Annotated in this window: 17 protein-coding genes; 14 read left to right on the top strand and 3 right to left on the bottom strand. The window is 46.5% G+C overall.

Features of this window, described 5'->3' with window-relative positions; all coding sequences use genetic code 11:
• Nucleotides 1-10: 10 nt before the first annotated feature.
• The gene (locus NYE62_RS18225; protein ID WP_003151369.1) at nucleotides 11-928 is read right to left on the bottom strand and encodes a LytR family transcriptional regulator; all 918 of its coding nucleotides are present in this window, start codon (nucleotides 926-928) and stop codon (nucleotides 11-13) included.
• A 180-nt stretch (nucleotides 929-1108) separates the two neighbouring features.
• Here NYE62_RS18225 and NYE62_RS18220 point away from each other — a divergent pair, with 180 nt between their 5' ends.
• The 12 genes from NYE62_RS18220 (at nucleotide 1109) to NYE62_RS18165 (ending at nucleotide 15429) form a co-directional block, all read left to right on the top strand.
• Nucleotides 1109-1426: a hypothetical protein gene (locus NYE62_RS18220; RefSeq protein ID WP_007407496.1), complete on the top strand. Its 318-nt coding sequence runs from the start codon at nucleotides 1109-1111 to the stop codon at nucleotides 1424-1426.
• A 32-nt stretch (nucleotides 1427-1458) separates the two neighbouring features.
• A complete protein-coding gene (locus tag NYE62_RS18215; RefSeq protein ID WP_020956425.1) occupies nucleotides 1459-3579 on the top strand; it encodes a SpoIID/LytB domain-containing protein in 2121 nt (706 codons plus the stop codon).
• Between the two features lie 21 nt (nucleotides 3580-3600).
• Nucleotides 3601-5091, top strand: a complete 1491-nt coding sequence (locus NYE62_RS18210; RefSeq protein ID WP_022553873.1) for an N-acetylmuramoyl-L-alanine amidase — start codon at nucleotides 3601-3603, stop codon at nucleotides 5089-5091.
• Nucleotides 5092-5307: 216 nt separating this feature from the next.
• Complete coding sequence (locus tag NYE62_RS18205; protein WP_003151373.1) at nucleotides 5308-5967, top strand: exopolysaccharide biosynthesis polyprenyl glycosylphosphotransferase; 660 nt, start codon at nucleotides 5308-5310, stop codon at nucleotides 5965-5967.
• 36 nt (nucleotides 5968-6003) lie between these two features.
• The gene (locus tag NYE62_RS18200; protein ID WP_342497108.1) at nucleotides 6004-7452 is read left to right on the top strand and encodes an MOP flippase family protein; all 1449 of its coding nucleotides are present in this window, start codon (nucleotides 6004-6006) and stop codon (nucleotides 7450-7452) included.
• The gene (locus tag NYE62_RS18195) at nucleotides 7449-8645 is read left to right on the top strand and encodes a glycosyltransferase family 4 protein (protein ID WP_251257241.1); all 1197 of its coding nucleotides are present in this window, start codon (nucleotides 7449-7451) and stop codon (nucleotides 8643-8645) included. The genes NYE62_RS18200 and NYE62_RS18195 overlap by 4 nt, the downstream gene beginning before the upstream one ends.
• Before the next feature lie 4 nt (nucleotides 8646-8649).
• Complete coding sequence (locus tag NYE62_RS18190) at nucleotides 8650-9990, top strand: UDP-glucose/GDP-mannose dehydrogenase family protein (protein WP_251257242.1); 1341 nt, start codon at nucleotides 8650-8652, stop codon at nucleotides 9988-9990.
• Nucleotides 9991-10057: 67 nt separating this feature from the next.
• Nucleotides 10058-11545, top strand: a complete 1488-nt coding sequence (locus tag NYE62_RS18185) for an O-antigen ligase family protein (RefSeq protein WP_032867086.1) — start codon at nucleotides 10058-10060, stop codon at nucleotides 11543-11545.
• Nucleotides 11542-12222: a hypothetical protein gene (locus NYE62_RS18180; RefSeq protein ID WP_144665045.1), complete on the top strand. Its 681-nt coding sequence runs from the start codon at nucleotides 11542-11544 to the stop codon at nucleotides 12220-12222. The genes NYE62_RS18185 and NYE62_RS18180 overlap by 4 nt, the downstream gene beginning before the upstream one ends.
• A gap of 23 nt (nucleotides 12223-12245) precedes the next feature.
• Nucleotides 12246-13004, top strand: coding sequence for a glycosyltransferase family 2 protein (locus NYE62_RS18175; RefSeq protein WP_045209026.1), 759 nt, complete (start codon nucleotides 12246-12248; stop codon nucleotides 13002-13004).
• Nucleotides 13005-13023: 19 nt separating this feature from the next.
• Entirely contained in the window at nucleotides 13024-14220 is a 1197-nt protein-coding gene (locus NYE62_RS18170) for a glycosyltransferase (protein ID WP_069006925.1), read from the top strand.
• Nucleotides 14221-14352: 132 nt separating this feature from the next.
• Nucleotides 14353-15429 (top strand): MraY family glycosyltransferase, encoded by a 1077-nt coding sequence (locus NYE62_RS18165; RefSeq protein WP_003151382.1) that lies wholly within the window; start codon nucleotides 14353-14355, stop codon nucleotides 15427-15429.
• An 89-nt stretch (nucleotides 15430-15518) separates the two neighbouring features.
• Here NYE62_RS18165 and NYE62_RS18160 read toward each other — a convergent pair whose 3' ends face one another.
• The gene (locus NYE62_RS18160; RefSeq protein ID WP_015418337.1) at nucleotides 15519-16733 is read right to left on the bottom strand and encodes an LCP family protein; all 1215 of its coding nucleotides are present in this window, start codon (nucleotides 16731-16733) and stop codon (nucleotides 15519-15521) included.
• A gap of 4 nt (nucleotides 16734-16737) precedes the next feature.
• Nucleotides 16738-17385 carry a YigZ family protein gene (locus NYE62_RS18155; RefSeq protein WP_003151384.1) on the bottom strand — a complete coding sequence of 216 codons (648 nt, stop codon included), beginning with the start codon at nucleotides 17383-17385 and terminating at the stop codon, nucleotides 16738-16740.
• Nucleotides 17386-17607: 222 nt separating this feature from the next.
• Between NYE62_RS18155 and degS the strand changes: the two genes are divergently transcribed.
• Together degS and degU are read left to right on the top strand one after the other, a co-directional pair.
• A complete protein-coding gene (degS, locus tag NYE62_RS18150; protein WP_007407484.1) occupies nucleotides 17608-18771 on the top strand; it encodes a two-component sensor histidine kinase DegS in 1164 nt (387 codons plus the stop codon).
• A 76-nt stretch (nucleotides 18772-18847) separates the two neighbouring features.
• Nucleotides 18848-19537, top strand: a complete 690-nt coding sequence (gene degU / locus NYE62_RS18145; RefSeq protein ID WP_003219701.1) for a two-component system response regulator DegU — start codon at nucleotides 18848-18850, stop codon at nucleotides 19535-19537.
• The last annotated feature ends 71 nt before the right edge of the window (nucleotides 19538-19608 follow it).

The raw sequence follows: 19608 nt of genomic DNA, 5'->3' as shown, positions 1-19608 counted from the left end.
GAGTTTTTTATTATTTCAGGCTTTCTTTTAATTCTTTTTTGACTGAAGCGAGGCTTGCTTCATCTAATTTGTAATAATAGATATTGTTGATTCTCGTTCCCGTTCCCTTCAGTTCATGCTGAGTGACTTTGCTGCGGGCGTTTTTATAGTCAGTCATAACCGTCCACATATCATCGAATGACATGTTTGTTTTCATATTGTTTTCAATGACCTTAAACATATCTCCGAATTTCGTGACAGACGAGATGTTTGCCCCTTTAGAAATAATCCCTTCTATCACTTGGCGCTGGCGCTGCTGCCTGCCGAAATCCCCCCGGGGATCTTCTTTTCTCATACGCGTGTAGGCAAGTGCTTCTTCGCCGTTCAGGCTGATGTTCCCCGTTCCGAAAGAGTGCCCGTCGTAGTTGAAGGCAAACGTGCTGTTCACCGTAATCCCGCCGAGTGTATCCACGGTATCTTTGAAGCTCTCCATGTTTACTTTCACAAAATAATCTACCGGCACGTCAAGCAGGTCCTCGACGGTATCCGCGGCCATCTGCGTTCCGCCGAAAGCATAGGAGTGGTTGATTTTATCCATCGTACCTTTGCCGGAGATTTTCGTATACGTATCACGCGGAATGCTGACCATTTCTGTTGTATTCGTTTTAGGATTGACGGTCATATAAATCATCGTATCCGCGCGCCCTTTGTCATTTTTCCGCTCATCGACGCCCATGATTAAAACAGAAATCGGATCCTTCTTTCCGAGATCTATATCCGTGTCACGTTTGTCCGATTTTTTCAAGTCTTCCTGAATGCTTGCCACCGTTGAAGCCGCTTTGTGCCACAAGTAGTAGACGTAGCCTCCTGATGATAAAACTAACAGCCCGATGATTGTTACGATTGTCAGAAGAACTTTTTTCTTCTTTCTTTTTCGTTCAGCTCTCATTTGTCATCACCTTTTCTATTAACTTTCCTGATACAATTTACTAATCTTTATAAACCCAGTCATATTTTTACTTATAACCATGTAATAGACGAAATTCTTAAAAAAAGGTTACAAAAAGACCTTAAAATTACCTTAAAAAAAAGTTAGTATAAGACGATACATAAAGATGAGGTGAAAAAAATGAAAAAAACTATTGCAGCTTCGTTCTTAATACTGCTTTTTTCTGTTGTATTGGCAGCGTGCGGAACGGCGGATCAATCAAAGAAGGGAAGCGGTTCTTCGGAGAACCAGGCTCAAAAAGAAACGGCATATTATGTCGGTATGGCGGATACGCACACAATTGAAGTAAAAGTGGATGATCAGCCCGTCAGCTTTGAATTTTCTGATGACTTCTCTGATGTTCTGAATAAATTCAGCGAAAATGACAAAGTCAGCATTACGTATTTCACAAATGATAAAGGCCAAAAAGAGATCAAGGAAATCGAGAAAGCAAAATAATACACCATGATCAGCAAAAGGCGGGATAAAAATTGAAGAAAACAATATGGGCTGTCTGTTTTTCTGTGATATTCAGCCTGGCTTTATTACCGGAAAGCACTTTTGCGTCCAGTTCTGATATCTCAGTAAAACTGACGAATTATATTGGTAATAAATCGACTCTGAATATCGAACCTTCAGGAACTTATAAACTGACGGGAAGCGATGTCTCCTCCGTTGCCAGATTGGGAGGCGCGTCCAAATATGATACGGCTAACGCCGCGACATCCAAGTATTGGAAAAACCCGTCCAACATAGTCGTCGTTAATACGGATGCTTATTTTGCGGACACGCTTTCCGTCATTCCTTTAGCGAATAAACTGAAAGCGCCTGTTCTGCTGACTGAAGCGAAAAAACTGAGCAGCAGCACAGAAGCGCAAATCAAGAAATTCAGTCCGGATAATATTTTAATCATCGGCGGGACGAACAGTATTTCGTCAGCCGCGGAAAAGACATTGAAGAAATACGGCCGCACGAAACGGATCAGCGGAAAAAACAGATATGATCTGTCCAAAAATATTGCGGCCGAAATGGGCAGTTATGACCAGGCGGTCGTAGTAACGGGGGATGTATATACGGATGCGCTGGCAATCGCGCCTTATGCTGCGCAAAACGGCTATCCGATTCTCCTGACGAAAAAAGACTCCCTCCCGAGCTACAATCTGCCTAAAAAAGTGATCATCATGGGAGGCACTTCAAGCGTCAGCAAAGATGTGGAGAATCAAATTAAAAAGAAGGCCTCGGTCACCAAACGAATTACCGGATCAAACAGATATCAAATATCAGCTAACGCAGTCACTTCGCTTGGCATGGATGCAAGCAAAACGGTGGCTGCCAACGGGACTAAATTAGCGGACATCGTTGTCGGATCAAATATTGCCGCCGCAAATCACATGCCGCTTGTATACATCAAAAAAAGCGAAACACCCGCCGACGAGGCCAGCCTTTTTAAAACGAAAGGCACCTATTCTTATACATTAATAGGCAGCGCGAATTCAATTGCCGATTCAGTTAAGGCTGCTTACGCAAAAGAGTTTTATCTCGTAAACGGAAAGACGTACCGTATTGAAACGTCCGGCGGCAAATTAGGCGTTGCAGGCATTAACAGCGGAAAAACGTCTTTCAAGGCGGTTCCTGAAAAATATTCAACAGCAAACACAATCAGCATTGACGGGAAGCCATATCTGGGGAATATGAGTTTCACTGCGGAATCCGGCAAATATGTAAGACCTGTTAATGAAAACATTCCTTTTGAGGATTATCTGAAAGGTGTCCTGCCGAATGAAATGCCGGGAAGCTGGCCGACAGAAGCGCTGAAAGCCCAGGCTGTTGCCGCCCGCACCTACTCTATCGGCAAGATGGGACAAACAGTCGCGGATACAACGGCCTTTCAGGTTTACGGGGGATACAGCTGGTATCCAAACGCCACCGCAGCCGTTAACGGAACAAAAGGGAAAGTGCTCACTTATTCCGGCAGATTGATAGATGCCACTTACTCATCAAGCAATGGCGGTTACATGGAAGCCGGCGATGAAGTGTGGGGATCGAAAGTGCCGTATTTAGTAGCCAAAAAGGATACAAAAGATCCGGAAATCAGCTGGTCTTTAACATTGCAGAAGCAGCAGCTGCCAGCGGGTCTGGATATGAAAAATCCCGCATCCTGGTGGTCTAAAACAAACGAAGCAAATGCCGCGCAGCTCAACGGAATAAAAAATTGGCTGATGAAAAATAAAGAAACCAATGCAAGTTCCATAAAAATTGCAAGCATCTCTGATCTCTCGCTCACCGGAAAAACAAAAGGCCAGCGCGCGGAAGACGCCGCGGTGAAGGTCACGTACCATGTGAATGACAAGTCGAAAGGCTATGTCATGAACAAGACTGCATCTGTTGAGGTGAAAGCGTCTGAACTTAGGACGATGATCGGAGCTTCATCTTTTAAAAGCACATACGCCAGTGCGTCCGGTAATTCTTCGCAAATCACGATATCAGGAAAGGGATACGGTCACGGCGTAGGAATGAGTCAATACGGAGCAAAAGAAAGAGCGGAGGCCGGAGAGCCGTATACTTCTATTCTTGCGTTCTATTATCCTAATACAGCACTTACAAACTACTAAACTTCTGTGGAGGAGATCGGATTGAAATTCATCATAAAATGTCTCCCCGTCTTTATTCTCGGGGTCATTCTATTTGTCCCTTCCGCTTTGGCTGACAACACGGTTAAAAGGATCGGCGGAAGCACCCGGTATGATACGGCTGTACTGGCGGCAAAACAATCATGGGGTGAAGCGAAAACGGTCATTATCACCGGCGGAACTTCATATGCCGATGCAATTGCCGCTGCGCCGCTTTCATATCAAAAAAATGCGCCGCTGCTGTTTACAAATAAAGATCAGCTGTCTGCCGGCACAAAAAAGGGATTAATTGATTTAAAAACGAAAAATGTGATTATCGTAGGCGGCACACCTGCCGTTTCGAAAAATACTGAAAATCAAATTGCTAAATTAGGCATCAGTGTCAAACGATTATCAGGGAGCACGAGATATGCCACAGCCGCAAAAGTGGCGGGTGAAATGACAAGATCTTCTACAGCCCTTGTGGTCAACGGGTTTGTTGATGCAGATGGAATGGCTGCGATTTCTTATGCGTCCGCTAAAAAATATCCGATTTTATTCACTAATGATTCGACATTAAATGGTTCTACGTCCAATGCGATCAAAAGCTTGGGGATTAAAAACACGATTGTCATCGGCGGGACAAGCAGCATCAGCAGCTCACTTTACAATAAACTGCCGAACCCTTCAAGAATCAGCGGCAAAAACCGCTATAACCTGTCTGTGAATCTTGCAAAAAAGACAGGCTTAAGCACAGGCTATACATTTGTTACCAATGGTTTTAAAGAGGCGGATACCATCGTCGGAGGCGTGCTGAGCGCCAAACAGGGAAGAGTTCACCTGCTGACGAATGGAGACAGTCTGTCAAAAGACGTCCGGACGTATATCGGAAGTAAAAACATCACCAGCTTCACCGTCATAGGAAGTGCTTCATCTTTAAGCAACAATGCCGCGTCGCAGCTTAAAAATCCCGTTGTCGGCAAAACGGTCTTTATTGATCCGGGGCACGGCTATCAGGATTCAGGTGCAACCGGAAACGGCTTGCTTGAGAAAAATGTAAACCTTGATATCGCTACGCGTCTTAACAATCAATTATACGGCGCGGGCGCGCTTACTGTAATGTCGAGGAAGGGCGACACCTTTGACTCGCTTGAGGAGAGAGTGAACAAAGGGGCGAAGGCGAACGCCGATATTTTCATCAGCGTCCATGCAAATGCGAATGATAACAGCAGTGCAAACGGTACGGAGACGTATTATGATAAAACGTACCAATCCGCAAACAGTCTGAGGCTTGCCCAAAATATTCAGCCGAAAATGGTTTCTGCTCTCGGGACGCGTGACCGCGGTGTGAAAACTGCCGGATTTTACGTCATTAAATATTCAAAAATGCCGAGTGTCTTGTTAGAAACCGGTTTTGTCACAAGCCCGATTGATGCCAATATTTTAAAACAATCAACGAAAAAGGACAGACTCGCGGCGGGGATCACCCAAGGCGTTTCCTCCTATTTCCGATAATTTTTTCATGGAAACAGACCGGTTCATGCCGGTCTGTTTTTTTATTTTTCATTATGCTTTGTCTCAAATATGGATATGAATAGATTTACAATAAAAAAACAATAATCGAAACATTCTAATAAACATTAACGCTTCCTTTACTTCCAATTAACATCCATCTGCTAAACTCACGGCATAGGTCATCAAACATCCCAACAAATCGTGAGGTGTGTGTCAGTGGGAGCAGAGAAAAGCATGAATGTAAATAATAACTATGCAGTGCGGCAGGGGACTTCCGCTGCCGTTACGGAAAGAACGGCCCGTTATTTGGCTTTTAAGCGATTCATGGACATTGTGTTTGCGCTTGCGGGGCTCTTGGCGGCGCTCCCGGTGATGGGCCTGTTCTCCATACTGATTCGTTTGGAGTCGCCCGGCCCTGCTTTTTATAAGCAGGAGCGGGTAGGCAAAGACGGGAAGCCGTTTTATTTGTATAAGCTCCGCTCTATGAAAATAGATGCTGAAAAATCGGGGGCGGTCTGGGCGCTGAAAAAGGATCCCCGCGTGACAAAGGTCGGCGCTTTTATCAGAAGGACCCGTATTGATGAGCTGCCGCAGCTGGTAAATGTGCTTCGGGGAGAAATGAGCCTGATCGGCCCGCGTCCCGAGCGTCCCGTGTTTACGGAACAGTTTCAGGCTGAGATTCCGGGGTTTACGGAGCGGCTGGCCGTTAAGCCGGGATTAAGCGGCTGGGCGCAGGTCAACGGGGGATATGACATGACACCGAGGGAAAAACTAATGTTTGACTTATATTATATCCGCAACCTGACCTTTTCATTGGAACTGAAGATTATGCTCAAAACGTGCAAAGTGATCTGGACCGGTGACGGGGCGCGATAAAAATTCTGGTCAGCAGACAAAAAAGTAGGGAAAACGATGCCTAGTATTACAAATCAAATCTTGAGCGGCGCCAAATGGACAAGTATTTCGACAGCGTATATTACGGTCATTCAAATCGTCCAATTCGCCCTGCTCGGGCGGGTCATGTCACTGGCTGAATTCGGCCTTGTCGGCATGATCACAACGGTAGTGGTGTTTGCCCAAATTGCGCTGGATATGGGTTTTGGCGCCGCGCTCATTCAAAAAGATCATGTGACTGATAAACAGATGTCTTCCTTGTACTGGCTGAATATCATAACGGGGCTTGCGCTGTTTGCGCTGCTGTTTTTCAGCAGTCCGCTCATCGCCGATTTTTATCGGCGGGAGGAGCTTGTCTATTTAATCCGCGTGCTGGCCGTTATGTTTTTAATCGCGCCGATCGGTCAGCAATACCAGTATATGCTGCAAAAAGCGCTGGCATTTAACACGTTAAGCAAGATTGAAATCTTTTCAAATGTGCTGTCCTTCGTGTATTTGGCGGCCGCGGTTTTTTATACGGACCCGATTCTCGCCTATGTGATTTCTCAGGTGCTGCTGCAATCGTCGAAAGGGATTCTGTACTGGATGGCCTGCAGAAAAACATGGAGACCGGCGTTGGTTTTTGATCTGAAAGGAATGAAAGGCTTCTTTTCTTTCGGGGCCTTTCAGCTGTCTTCCCGGCTTGTGAACCGGCTCGGAGCGAATATTGATATGATTCTGATCGGCAGTTTTATCGGCGCTGAGGCGCTCGGCATTTACAATCTGGCCTACCAGATTGTCACGCTTCCGGTATTAAAAATTAATCCGATCATTACGAGAGTCGCGTTTCCCGTCTTTGCGAAAAACAAGCATGAAAACAGCGTTATCAGAGAAGGATTTCTCAATATGACCAAAATACTCGCGCTGATATCCTTTCCGCTTTTGCTCGGTTTGGTTTCAGTGTCGGATGCATTCGTGGCTTCGGTATTCGGAGAAAAATGGCTGGCGGCTGTCCCGGTTTTAAACGTTCTCGCCATCGTCGGGATTTTAAGGGTCCTGATGAATCCGAACGGATCTGTGCTGCTCGCAAAAGGGCGGGCCGATCTGGCGTTTTATTGGGACGCCGGGGTGATGCTGCTGTATGGTGCATCTTTGTACGCCGCCGTGCTGTCCGGAAATCTCTTGACGGTAGCCTGGACGTACGCTTTCATCAGCATCCTGAATTTCCTGATCGGGCGCTGGCTGTTGGCATATGTCATTAAGCTGCGGCTGTCGGCTTACTTCAAAGCCGTGGCCAAACCGTTTCTGCTTACGGCGGCAATGGGTGTCATCGCCTTTACAGCCAGCTTCGGCACGGAGCGGATCAGCCTTGATGTCAAGCTGCGGCTGGCGATCTCCGTAGCCTGCGGCGCGTTGTGTTATTTATTCCTGTTAGGAAAAGCTTATCCGCATATGAAAAGTAAATTAAGAAAAGGACGTTTGCTATGAAGGTATTGTGGATGACAAGTGTCTATCCGAGCAGTGAGAAGCCGGGAGAAGGCGTTTTTCATGAGACGCAGGCCCAAGAACTGAGAAAGCTTGGCGCGGAGATGACCGTCATTTGTCCGCGGCCGAAACTCGCCGCGCCATTCCGGGTGCTGAAAAAGACGTATCAGCAAAAGGATATCAGGCCGGCGCATGAATGGCGGAAAGGCGTGTCCGTCCACCGGCCGTTTTATCAGGCGGTTCCCGGGCAGCTGAAATGGGCGCAGCCGCATAAAAGAATGGCGGAATCCATTCTTTCCGAAATTAAAAATCATGGCCTGAAGCCCGATCTGATTCACGCGCATTTCGCCATGCCGTCAGGCGGAGCGGCCGCCATTGTGTCAAAGGCTTTAGGCATTCCGTATGTGCTGACCTTGCATGGCAGTGATGTCAATGTCTATCCGCATTACAGCAAAAGCGCTCATCGCGCATTTACATTTGCGGTGCGGGAAGCAGCCGATATTTACGCTGTGAGCGGCAGTCTGCGGGAACAAATGAAAAAGCTTATCGAAGCGGAGTGCACCGTGCTTCCGATCGGCATCACGCTTGACGCCTTTCGAAAAAGGAACGAGACGAAAGAAGCCGTCAGAAAACGCCTCGGCCTTCCTCCGGATAAAAAACTGATCGTGTTCATCGGCAGGCTTGTCAAAGAGAAAGGTGTTTTCGACTTATCAAAAGCCGTTCAATCATTGGATGAAAGATATGAAGCCGTCTTTGTCGGTGACGGTCCCGCCGCATCTTCATTGCGTGAAGCCGCTCATATCGTCACGGGGCAAGTGCCGAACGACAAGGTACAGGACTATCTGCTGGCTTCGGATGTAATGGCGCTGCCGTCCTACAGCGAAGGCATGCCGACTGTGGTCATTGAGGCGCTCGCTCTGAAGGTGCCGGTGATCTGCACCGATGTCGGAGGATTGGCTTCTTTATTCGGGAAACACCGGGGGTTGCTGATCAAGCCGGGTTCACCTGAGACGCTGGCAGAATCGATTCTGCAATATGACGAAGGAGAGGCTTGGACGCCGCAAACAGCCGAGGAACTTTATCAAACCGTCCGCACGTATTTTGACGCAAGCCAAAACGCGAAAGCGCTGAAAGAGAAATACCGATCCGTAATGAACCGGGCCGGGCAAGAGGAGAACCTTTCGAAAGAGGGATGAAGCTGTGAAAAAAATCGCTGTATTAGGAACAGGGTATGTAGGTCTTGTATCTGGAACTTGTTTTGCGGAAATCGGCCATCATGTGACTTGCTGTGACATCAATGAAGCGAAAATCAGAAGCTTGAAAAACGGAGTCATCCCGATATATGAACCGGGGCTTGAGGAATTAGCTGAAAAAAATGTCAGTACCGGACGGTTATCCTTTACAGCCGAAATCGAGCCGGCTGTGAAAGCCGCTGATATCATCTATATCGCCGTCGGTACGCCGATGTCAAAGACGGGTGAAGCCGATCTGACCTACATTAAGGCAGCGGCGCAAACAATCGGAGAACAGCTGAACGGATACAAAATCATTGTCACCAAAAGCACTGTTCCGGTCGGGACAGGAAAGCTCGTTTACCAAATTGTCAGCGAAGCGTCAAAGGGAAAATACCCGTTTGATGTCGCGTCAAATCCTGAATTCCTCCGCGAAGGTTCGGCGGTGCGGGATACGATGCAGATGGAGCGGGCGGTCATCGGCGCCACAAGCGAACATGCCGCTTCGGTCATTGAAGAGCTTCATAAGCCGTTCCGTACGAAGATCGTAAAGACCAATCTTGAAAGCGCGGAAATGATTAAGTATGCCGCAAATGCTTTTTTAGCCGCCAAAATATCTTTTATTAACGATATCGCCAATATTTGCGAACGTGTCGGGGCGGACATTTCCCACGTGTCAGAAGGCGTCGGTCTTGACAGCCGGATCGGGAATAAATTTCTCCAGGCGGGCATCGGATTCGGCGGATCCTGCTTTCCGAAGGATACAACGGCTTTATTGCATATCGCAAACGCCGCCGGCTATCCGTTTCAAATGATGGAAGCCGTCATTGAAACCAATGAGAAGCAGCGGGTCCGTATTACGGAAAAATTGAACCGCGCCATCGGTCCCTTAAAAGGGAAAACCGCGGCCGTACTGGGGCTGGCCTTTAAACCGCACACAAATGACGTCCGCTCCGCCCCGGCTCTTGATATCATCACAAGCCTTAAAGAGCAGGGCGCTCACGTGAAAGCGTATGATCCGATCGCGATTCCCGAAGCGTCAGCGATATTAGGAGACGGCGGCATTGAATATCACACAGAGCTGTACAGTGCCATCAAAAACGCGGACGCATGCCTGATTACAACAGATTGGCCGGAAGTCAAGGAGATGGATCTTCAGAGAGTGAAGCAGCTGCTCAAACAGCCGGTCATCATTGACGGCAGAAATATGTTTCCGCTGGAGTATATGAGGGTTTCAGGATTCACTTATCATTCCGTCGGACGTCCGGCGGTTCATGCCGATCGGCAAATAAAAGAACTGGCAAGATAGAAAAAGATTTGTCTTCAGGCTCTCGGCAGCCCGGCTCGGCTGCCGGTTTTGGAAAGGGGTTTGCCATGTGAGTATCAAACGTTCAGCGGCACATGTTCTTGTGCTGCTTGCCGCTCTCATTACAGGAGGATTCATCATGCTGGAGGCGGTCAGGGCGGATGCCGGTTTCGGAAAAATCACCGTGCTGCTGTTTGCCGCCATGATCGGCTTTGCCGGACTTGCTTTGCTATCCGCCTTTACAACAAACGGTCAGATGTTTATGGGGCTCATTTATATACTGATCGCGTGTACATTTTTAAACCAGGCCTTCTTTGCGGTCCATCTCGGATTTTTCAGCTTATTTATATACCGGCTGTTATTAATCGGAGCAGGCGCCCTTCACGTCGCCGGCATCCTGACAAACCGTCATCATATTGACAGATGGAATCGGGTGAATGTAAAAGGGGTTCTGATGTTTTTCGCCTTATGGTTTACATACGGTCTCCTATCGTTATTGTGGGCAAAATCCGTGACGTACGGGATTAAATATTTAGCTTTAATGGGAATGGGCATGTTTCTGATTTATCTTATTGTCATGTTCATTCAGCGCTTTGATCAGCTGATGGTTTTTTACGGCATATGGCTTGTGATGACCATTTTTGTGATGGCGATCGGCTTTTACAACCATTTTACACACCACCATCTGCCGAGCTCCACGCTTTATAACGGCCCGCAGTACAAACAGCATTATCCGACGTCCGTTTTCTTTAATCAAAATGATTTCGCGACGTTTTTGTGCATCAGTTTCTTTCTGTATGCGGCGGCGGTGAAAAATATGAAAAACGGCTATGTGAAGGCCGTCAGCCTGCTCTTTGCGATCAGCGCTTTGTATTTAATCATTTTGACCGGTTCGCGCGCGAGTCTGCTGGGCATATGCGCGGGGGCGGCTGTATACGTCTTCATTCTGCTGCCTTCCCTGTTGAAAAAGCTCGCGTTGTACGCAGCGGGAGCGGGTGCAGCGCTGTTTGCGGTTTTATTTGCGGGCCGTATCACCAACGCCGTCTTGAATCTGTTTTCAGCTCCGCAGGCGATGCCGGGACAGCAACCGCTTCCTTCCAACCTCGCGAGGGCGAATCTTTTAAAAAACGCCTTTCACTATGTGATTGATTCCTGGGGGTTTGGAGTGGGTGCCGGAAACGTCTCTTACTATTTAAAAGCGGAGCCCGTTTATGATACGGGCGGCGTAGTTGAGGTGCACAACTGGCTCGTCGAGATTATGGCGAACTTCGGCGTGCTTACGATGCTCGGTTACCTGACAGTCTATTTGTTCCTTTTTTGGACACTTTATAAATGTCATGAAAGAAAATCGGAAAATCAGTCAAGACTGATCACAGAAGGACTTATCACGGCGATGGCCGGTTTTTTGGTAAGCAGCATCAGCCCAAGCTCCGTATCAAATTTATTTTTCCACTGGGTATTTCTCTCGCTCGTGATCGCGGCGGTCAATATATTGAGGCGGTTACAAAAGGAGCCTGCCGTCACGGCGTACTATGAAAAACAGGGAGATGCGAGATGAAGGATATGTTGACAAGAATAACCCGGCGTATCAAAAAGAATATTATTTGGATCATTGCGCTGCCCGTTGTGTTAGGGGCGGCGGGATATGTATTGCCGTCAAAAATCAGCGGGAGCAGCAGTTTTACATCAGAAGCCGCGATCGCCGCGGGAAATTATGATCATCCGCTTTATAACAATACAAAAGAAATCCCGCTCCTTTTGACGAGCGATGCCTTTTTAAAGCAGGCTTTGCCTGATAAAACAGACGAAGAAAGAGCGGCCGTGAAAAGTAAACTGACTGTCGAAACACAATCAGATTCATTGATCACGGTCAGCTACAGCGGCCAAAACAAACAGGAGACCGAATCGGTGTTTCAAGCCGTCATAAAAACTTTTCTGAAGAATGATCAGGACCTGTTTGAAAAACGGGCAAAAGTAGTGCGGCAGAGTATTGCTGCGCTTGAAGGAGAAACCGTCAGCGCGGACGCCAAAGTGGATAAGGAACGATTTTTATACGAATTGAAAAATACGCAGCTGAACCTGAAAGCGGCCGGCATCATCAATTCAGAGCCGATGAATGAAACGGCGGGAGAAGGCATGCCGCCGAAAAGGAAAGCGGTTCTGGGCGTTTTCATCGGCATTGCAGTTGCATTTATGTTCATTGTCATTCCTGAGTTTTTTAGAGAGTCCTTGTAAAAATCTGCGATGGAGATGTGACCATGACAAACTGGAAACCTTTCGTATCTGTCATTACACCGTCTTATAATGCAAGTGAATATATCGAAGACACGATTCAGTCTGTTTTACATCAAAGCCACCCGCATTGGGAAATGATTATCGCGGATGATTGTTCAACGGACGGAACGAGAGATATTTTACGGCAATATGAACAAAAGGATGAGCGGATCCGCGTCGTTTATTTAGATAAAAACGGGGGAGCCGCAGCTGCCAGAAATACAGCCCTTAAACATGCCAAGGGCCGTTATGTCGCATTTCTGGACAGCGATGACAGATGGAAAAAGGAAAAGCTTCAAAAACAGCTTGCGTTTATGGCAGAGCGGTCCTGCGCTTTTTCATTTACGGGCTACAGCGTCATGGAGCAGGACGGAACGCCGACGGACAAAACGATTCAAGCCCCTGAAAGCCTGTCATATGATGAAGCTTTAAAAAACACGATTATCGGATGTTTAACGGTCATGATTGACAGAGAGCAGACGGGGCAGATTCAAATGCCTGATATCAGAACGCGGCAGGATTTAGCGACATGGCTTTCCCTGCTGAAAAGGGGATTTACGGCTTACGGCCTGAATGAGTGCCTTTCAGAATACAGGCTTGTGCAGAATTCGATTTCAAGCAACAAGTGGAAAGCCGCAAAAAAAACGTGGTTTGTTTATAGAGAAATTGAGCGCCTGCATTTTATCAAGGCTTCGTGGTGTTTTATGCAATATGCGAAAAACGCGGTCATGAAAAGACTGTAGGCGTCAGAGGAGCTGGGTGATGAAGGTGGAACCGATTATTCACGTAATCGTCGGAGCGGCGGAATGGGGGCATGACCGGCTGAGATACAGACGGCACCGGCTGGCTGAATTTCTCGCCCGGCAAAAAGAAACGAAAAGCGTCATTTGGGTATGCCCGTCTCCGCGAGCCAATGATGGTCAAATGGCCGGGATCGCCGAGGGAATCCGGCAGTTCACTGTAAAGGATCTCATGCGGCAAAAAGCTTTCCGCTTCGGCAGGTATACAGACATGTGCTACAGGCATAAGCTTTCACCATTGGTGAACATGCTGAAGGAAGAAGGAGAAGGGGCCCGCTGCTGCTTATGGTACACCTTCCCCGGTTTTCCGCTTCTGGCAGATCTGTTTCCTTGGGATGAAGTGATTTATGATTGCAGTGATCTGTGGGCCGCTCCGATCAGCGGCCGGTCCGGGGTGCTGTCAAATGTTAGAAGAAACATCATTAAACAGGCGGAAATGAGAATCATTCAGCGTGCCGATTCCATTACGTGTACATCTGACTGTCTGCACCAGGAGGTCGGAAAAAAGCTGGAGAACCCGCACCAGAAAGTGTTCACCATTGAAAACGGAGTGGAATATGACCTGTTTTCACGGGAAAATAAACAGCCGGATGAAGACATTTTACGGGGACGGAACGGAACGGTTCTCGGTTTTATCGGCGGAATCAAGCCGAAGCTCGATTTTGCGCTTATGGCGGAAACGGCAGATGTGAGGCCTGACTGGACGATTTTATTGGTAGGCCCGAACACGGCTCAGGACGATCCGGATTTCAAGTCGCTTCTGGAGCGTCCGAATGTCATCTGGACGGGACCTGCCGCGCCGAATGAAGTGCCGTCCTATATGCAGCTTGTCGACATCGGCATCATGCCGTATAAAAATTCACCTTATAATGACGCGGTATTTCCGCTTAAGCTTTTTGAATTTTTAGCCGCCGGCAAACCGGTTGTCGGCTGCAACCTTTCTTCTACGTCAAAAATCAAAAGGCCTTTCGTCTATGAATACGTTGAAGGCAGTGACCCCGCAGATTTCATCGCGGCCTGCGACGCGCTTCTGGCAGCGGACCGCAGCGGATCATATGAGGCTTTGCGCCGTGAATTGGCCCGGAGACGGGATTGGAATGTTTTATTCGGCCGAATGCTCGAATGCACGGGTATATTGAAAAATGCGCAATCCCATTAAAAGGGAAAGCGCATTTTTTGATTTGCGTGTTTCTTTTTGATGATGCTTGTTATAATAACTAGTAAGAATTATAATGGAAGGAACGGTTCAATATCAGAAAAGACTTCATATAATTCCAAAGGAGACTTCTTTATGCTTGACGAACGCATGTTTCGCATAGTTGTTGCGTTTTTTGTCTCTCTGCTAACGGTTTTAATCCTAACTCCTATCGTAAAAAAAATTGCGATCAAAATAGGTGCAGTTGACCAGCCCAGCAACCGAAAAGTACATGATAAAATAATGCCCCGTATGGGCGGCCTGGCCATCTTTATCGGCGTAGCGGCGGGTGTTCTCGCGGCCGGCATATATAATGAAACGAAAATGACCGCCATTACAGTGGGTGCGTTTATTATTGTTATTTTAGGAATCCTTGATGATAAATACCAATTAAGCGCAAAGGTAAAGTTTTTCGTCCAGCTGGCCGTGGCCATTATGATTGTGAGCACGGGACTGAAAATGGACTTTTTCTCCGTACCGTTTTTAACGGAACGTTTAGAATTGGGATGGGTCGCTTACCCGCTGACTGTGTTATGGATCGTCGGTATTACGAACGCGATGAACCTGATTGACGGTTTGGACGGACTCGCTGCCGGCCTGTCGGTCATCGGACTCTCCACTATCGCCGTTATGGCGTTATCCGGAGGGAAAATCCTTATTCTGTCACTTTCACTTGTCGTGATAGGAAGCACACTCGGATTTTTATTTTATAATTTTCATCCGGCAAAGATATTTATGGGAGATACCGGATCGCTCTTTCTCGGATACGTCATCTCAGTACTCTCATTATTAGGTCTTTATAAAAGTGTTACTTTATTCAGTATCATCATTCCGATCATCATTTTGGGCGTGCCGATTTTTGATACGACATTCGCCGTCATCAGGCGGATTTTAAACAAACAGCCGATCTCAGCGCCTGATAAGTCACATATACACCACCGGCTGATGGCCTTCGGGCTGTCACACCGTACGGCTGTCATTATCATCTATTTAATCGGCTTTATTTTCAGCGTCAGTGCCATCCTGCTGAAAAGCGCGACCATATGGCTTTCGCTGTTTATTATTTTTGTATTGATTGTATTTATGCAAATCATAGCAGAGGTCACAGGGTTAGTAAATGAACAATTTAAACCATTTACCAAGTTTTACAAGAGATTGGTAAAGAAAAATTAAAAAGAGCAGATCATGCGAATGGTCTGCTTTTTTGCTATTCTCTTATTATATAGAAAAACCCGATCCTGCTCAAAGGATCGGGTTTACTCTTAATAGCCTGTTGTGCCGCCGGACTGTGTGCTGCCCGTACCGTTTTCACCTGCAGTACCGCTGGTTGAATCGGTCGTGCCGCTTGTTCCTGTGCTGCCGGAAGGCGAATCAGCCGTACCGCCTGTTCCCGTGCTGTCGGAAGTCGAATCAGTCGTACTGTCCGTTCCGGTGCTGTCAGAAGCAGGATCGGATGCCGTGCTGTTTCCGGACGGGTAATCCAGATGTTTCTGCAATTCCTGCCGTATTTTTTCGAGATTGGTTGGATCCGGCTGGAAATAATATGTTCCGCGCGTAGTTGCGGTTCCGCCTAAATATAAATCTGATCCTGTTATGGTCAGTGTATCAACCTTTTTGCTGGTAAAGCCGCTGTAAATCTGCTGAAGAGCGAGTCCTTCAGTGATTCGGATATTCGTTTGGACGTTATTGCTCGCTGTTTCAGCGATTTTATCAATTTTAGCAATATTTCCAGCTCTGGACATTTGGTCGATCAGTGCGTTTAAGATTTGCTTTTGGCGGTCATTCCGGCCGAAGTCTCCGCGCTTATCCTGTTTTCTCATCCGCGCGTAAGCCAAAGCCTGCTCACCGTTCAAATGCATGTTTCCTTTCTTGAAATAGATCCGTTTCTTTTTACTGACGTCACTCATCTCGTCGAAGTCAAACGGCACTTTTACATCGACCCCGCCTACTTCATCAATAACATCCTTAAAGCCATTGAAGTCGACAGTGACATACTTATCAATCGGTATGCCTAATAAGTCTTCGACGGTTGAGACGGTTTCATCCGCTCCGCCCTTAGCAAAAGCCGCATTGATTTTTGATTTTTTACCGGTTGTGTCGCCGGCAAGCGTCACCCGCGTATCACGCGGAATACTCAGCATTTTCATTGTTTTATTTCTCGGATCAAGGGTAACGACAATAAGAGAATCTGATCGTCCGCCTTTTCCGCTGGTGGCATAATTTTCGATCCCCATAAACAAAATGGAGAACGGTTTTTTCTTCATATTGATGACTTTATCCCGTAATTTTGATTTGTCTCCGCGGGAAAGGGCATCATATGCATTATCTGCCGCATTGATCGTTTTGTATACTTTGTATCCGCCAAACCCGGCAGCGACTAACAAAACGAGGGTAAGCAGCAGCAAAATCCGTTTGAATATGATCTTTCGTTTGCTTTTCTTTTTCTTTCGAACACGCACTCTTACACGTTCAGCCATTACATTAGTCTCCTTTAGGGCTGACGTCTGTTTCTAAATACGTCAGTTCTCCCTCTGTATTCTTACTCTTGCCGTTCGTCAGTTCTGTCATCCATTTTAGAAACGCTTCTTTGTCTTTTTCTTCAACGTACGTTTCAAATTCGACATGATCCGCATAATGGATATCTTTCAGTAAAAAAACTGATTCTCTCAGTTCGTTCTCTATCTTGCCGAGCCACGTATAATCCGCTGATGTATGCATAATACGCATCAGCTTCCGCTCCGTAACTCCTATATGATTTAAGCCTTCAGACACTGACTTCCCATATGCACGAATCAATCCGCCTGCACCGAGCTTTATTCCGCCGAAATACCGGGTAACCACCGCGCAGGTATCTTTCAGACCGCGTTTTTTCAGCACTTCCAGCATGGGGACGCCGGCTGTGCCGCTTGGTTCTCCGTCATCATTCGCCTTTTGTATATGGTCGGTTTCGCCGATCAGATAAGCTGAGCAGTTATGAGTCGCATTCCAGTGCTGTTTTTTTATCTTTTGTATAAATTCCTGCGCTTCCTCTTCAGAAGCAGCACGGCTCAGGTGACAGATAAAACGCGATTTTTCAATCACAATCTCATGTTCACCCGTTTCTTTAACTGTTAAATAGCTGTGCAGCATGATTGCTGGACCCTCCTGACAAGCATTAAAAGACTTGTTTCTACAAATTCGAACAGACTTTAGAATTTTTGCGCATATTTTGGTATCATGAAAGAGTAAGATACTATATAAAAATGTTTTTTTCTAGAATATACGCATTCTTTCATTATAATTCGACATAAATTGCAGTTCAATTACATTTATAATAAAAATACATAACAACACCGTTACGGAGGGAGACAGATGAATAAATCGAAGATGGACTCCAAAGTTTTGGATTCTATACTTATGAAAATGCTGAAAACCGTGGACGGGAGTAAGGACGAGGTTTTTCAAATCGGAGAGCAGTCGCGCCAGCAATATGAGCAGCTGGTTGAAGAACTCAAACAGATCAAACAGCAGGTCTACGAAGTCATTGAGCTGGGCGACAAACTTGAAGTTCATACGCGGCACGCACGAAACCGCTTGTCTGAAGTAAGCAGAAATTTCCATAAGTTCAGCGAAGAAGAAATTCGCAACGCCTATGAAAAGGCGCACAAACTTCAAGTGGAACTGACGATGATCCAACAGCGTGAAAAGCAGCTGCGGGAGCGCAGAGATGATTTAGAACGCCGGCTTTTGGGGCTTCAGGAAATCATTGAACGGTCAGAATCATTGGTCAGCCAAATAACCGTCGTTCTGAATTACCTGAATCAAGACCTTCGCCAAGTAGGGCTTCTTCTTGCCGATGCGCAGGCTAAACAAGATTTCGGTTTAAGAATCATTGAAGCCCAAGAGGAAGAAAGAAAAAGAGTTTCCAGAGAAATTCATGACGGTCCCGCGCAAATGCTGGCAAATGTCATGATGAGATCGGAATTAATTGAACGGATCTTCCGCGACCGCGGCACGGAGGACGGATTTCAGGAAATCAGAAATCTGCGGCAGAATGTGCGGAATGCCCTTTACGAAGTCAGAAGGATTATATATGATTTAAGACCGATGGCATTGGACGATCTCGGGCTGATTCCGACACTGAGAAAATATCTTTATACAACTGAAGAATACAACGGAAAGGTGAAAATACATTTTCAGTGTATCGGAGACACAGAGAACCAAAGGCTTGCCCCGCAATTTGAAGTGGCGCTTTTCCGTCTCGCTCAGGAAGCCGTCACAAATGCACTCAAGCATTCAGAATCAGAGGAAATTACAGTAAAAGTGGAAGTAACCGCTGATTTTGTCGTTCTCATCATTAAGGACAACGGAAAAGGCTTTGATATTAAGGATGCTAAACAAAAGAAAAACAAGTCATTCGGCTTGCTGGGAATGAAAGAAAGAGTAGATCTGCTTGAAGGAACGATAACGATAGACTCTAAAATAGGTCTTGGGACATTTATCATGATTAAGGTTCCGTTATCTCTCGGCCTATAATTTGTTAAATAGAGCCAAAAGACATATTGACCGAACAGCGGCGTATATAGAACAATAGGATAAGGAGGCGTAGCGTGTGACTAAAGTAAATATTGTTATTATCGACGACCATCAACTATTCCGTGAGGGTGTAAAAAGAATATTGGATTTTGAACCTACCTTTGAAGTGGTAGCAGAAGGTGACGATGGAGATGAGGCGGCTCGAATCGTCGAGCATTATCATCCCGATGTTGTCATAATGGACATCAATATGCCGAATGTAAATGGAGTAGAGGCTACTAAACAGCTTGTTGAGCTGTACCCTGAATCTAAGGTGATTATCCTCTCCATCCATGATGATGAAAACTATGTGACTCATGCTTTAAAAACTGGTGCAAGAGGCTATCTCCTGAAAGAGATGGACGCAGATACTTTAATCGAAGCAGTGAAAGTGGTAGCCGAGGGCGGTTCTTACCTTCACCCGAAAGTAACCCACAATCTTGTCAACGAATTCCGCCGTCTTGCGACAAGCGGAGTTTCTGCTCATCCTCAGCATGAGGTTTACCCGGAAATCCGGAGACCATTACATATATTAACGAGACGGGAATGTGAAGTGCTGCAAATGCTTGCAGACGGAAAAAGCAACCGCGGAATCGGTGAATCATTGTTTATCAGTGAGAAAACAGTGAAAAACCACGTGAGTAATATTTTGCAGAAAATGAACGTTAATGACCGGACACAAGCCGTTGTCGTGGCCATTAAAAACGGCTGGGTAGAGATGCGTTAGTCATGTGTGAGAAGACTTGCCTGTTATGGCAAGTCTTTTTTTACAGCTGCATATCTATTAAAATACTTATT

Source organism: Bacillus sp. FSL K6-2861, from assembly GCF_038630725.1.
Taxonomy (GTDB): Bacteria; Bacillota; Bacilli; order Bacillales; family Bacillaceae; genus Bacillus; species Bacillus velezensis.
Note: the sequence above shows the minus strand (reverse complement) of the source record. Positions and strands in the feature narration are given on the sequence as shown.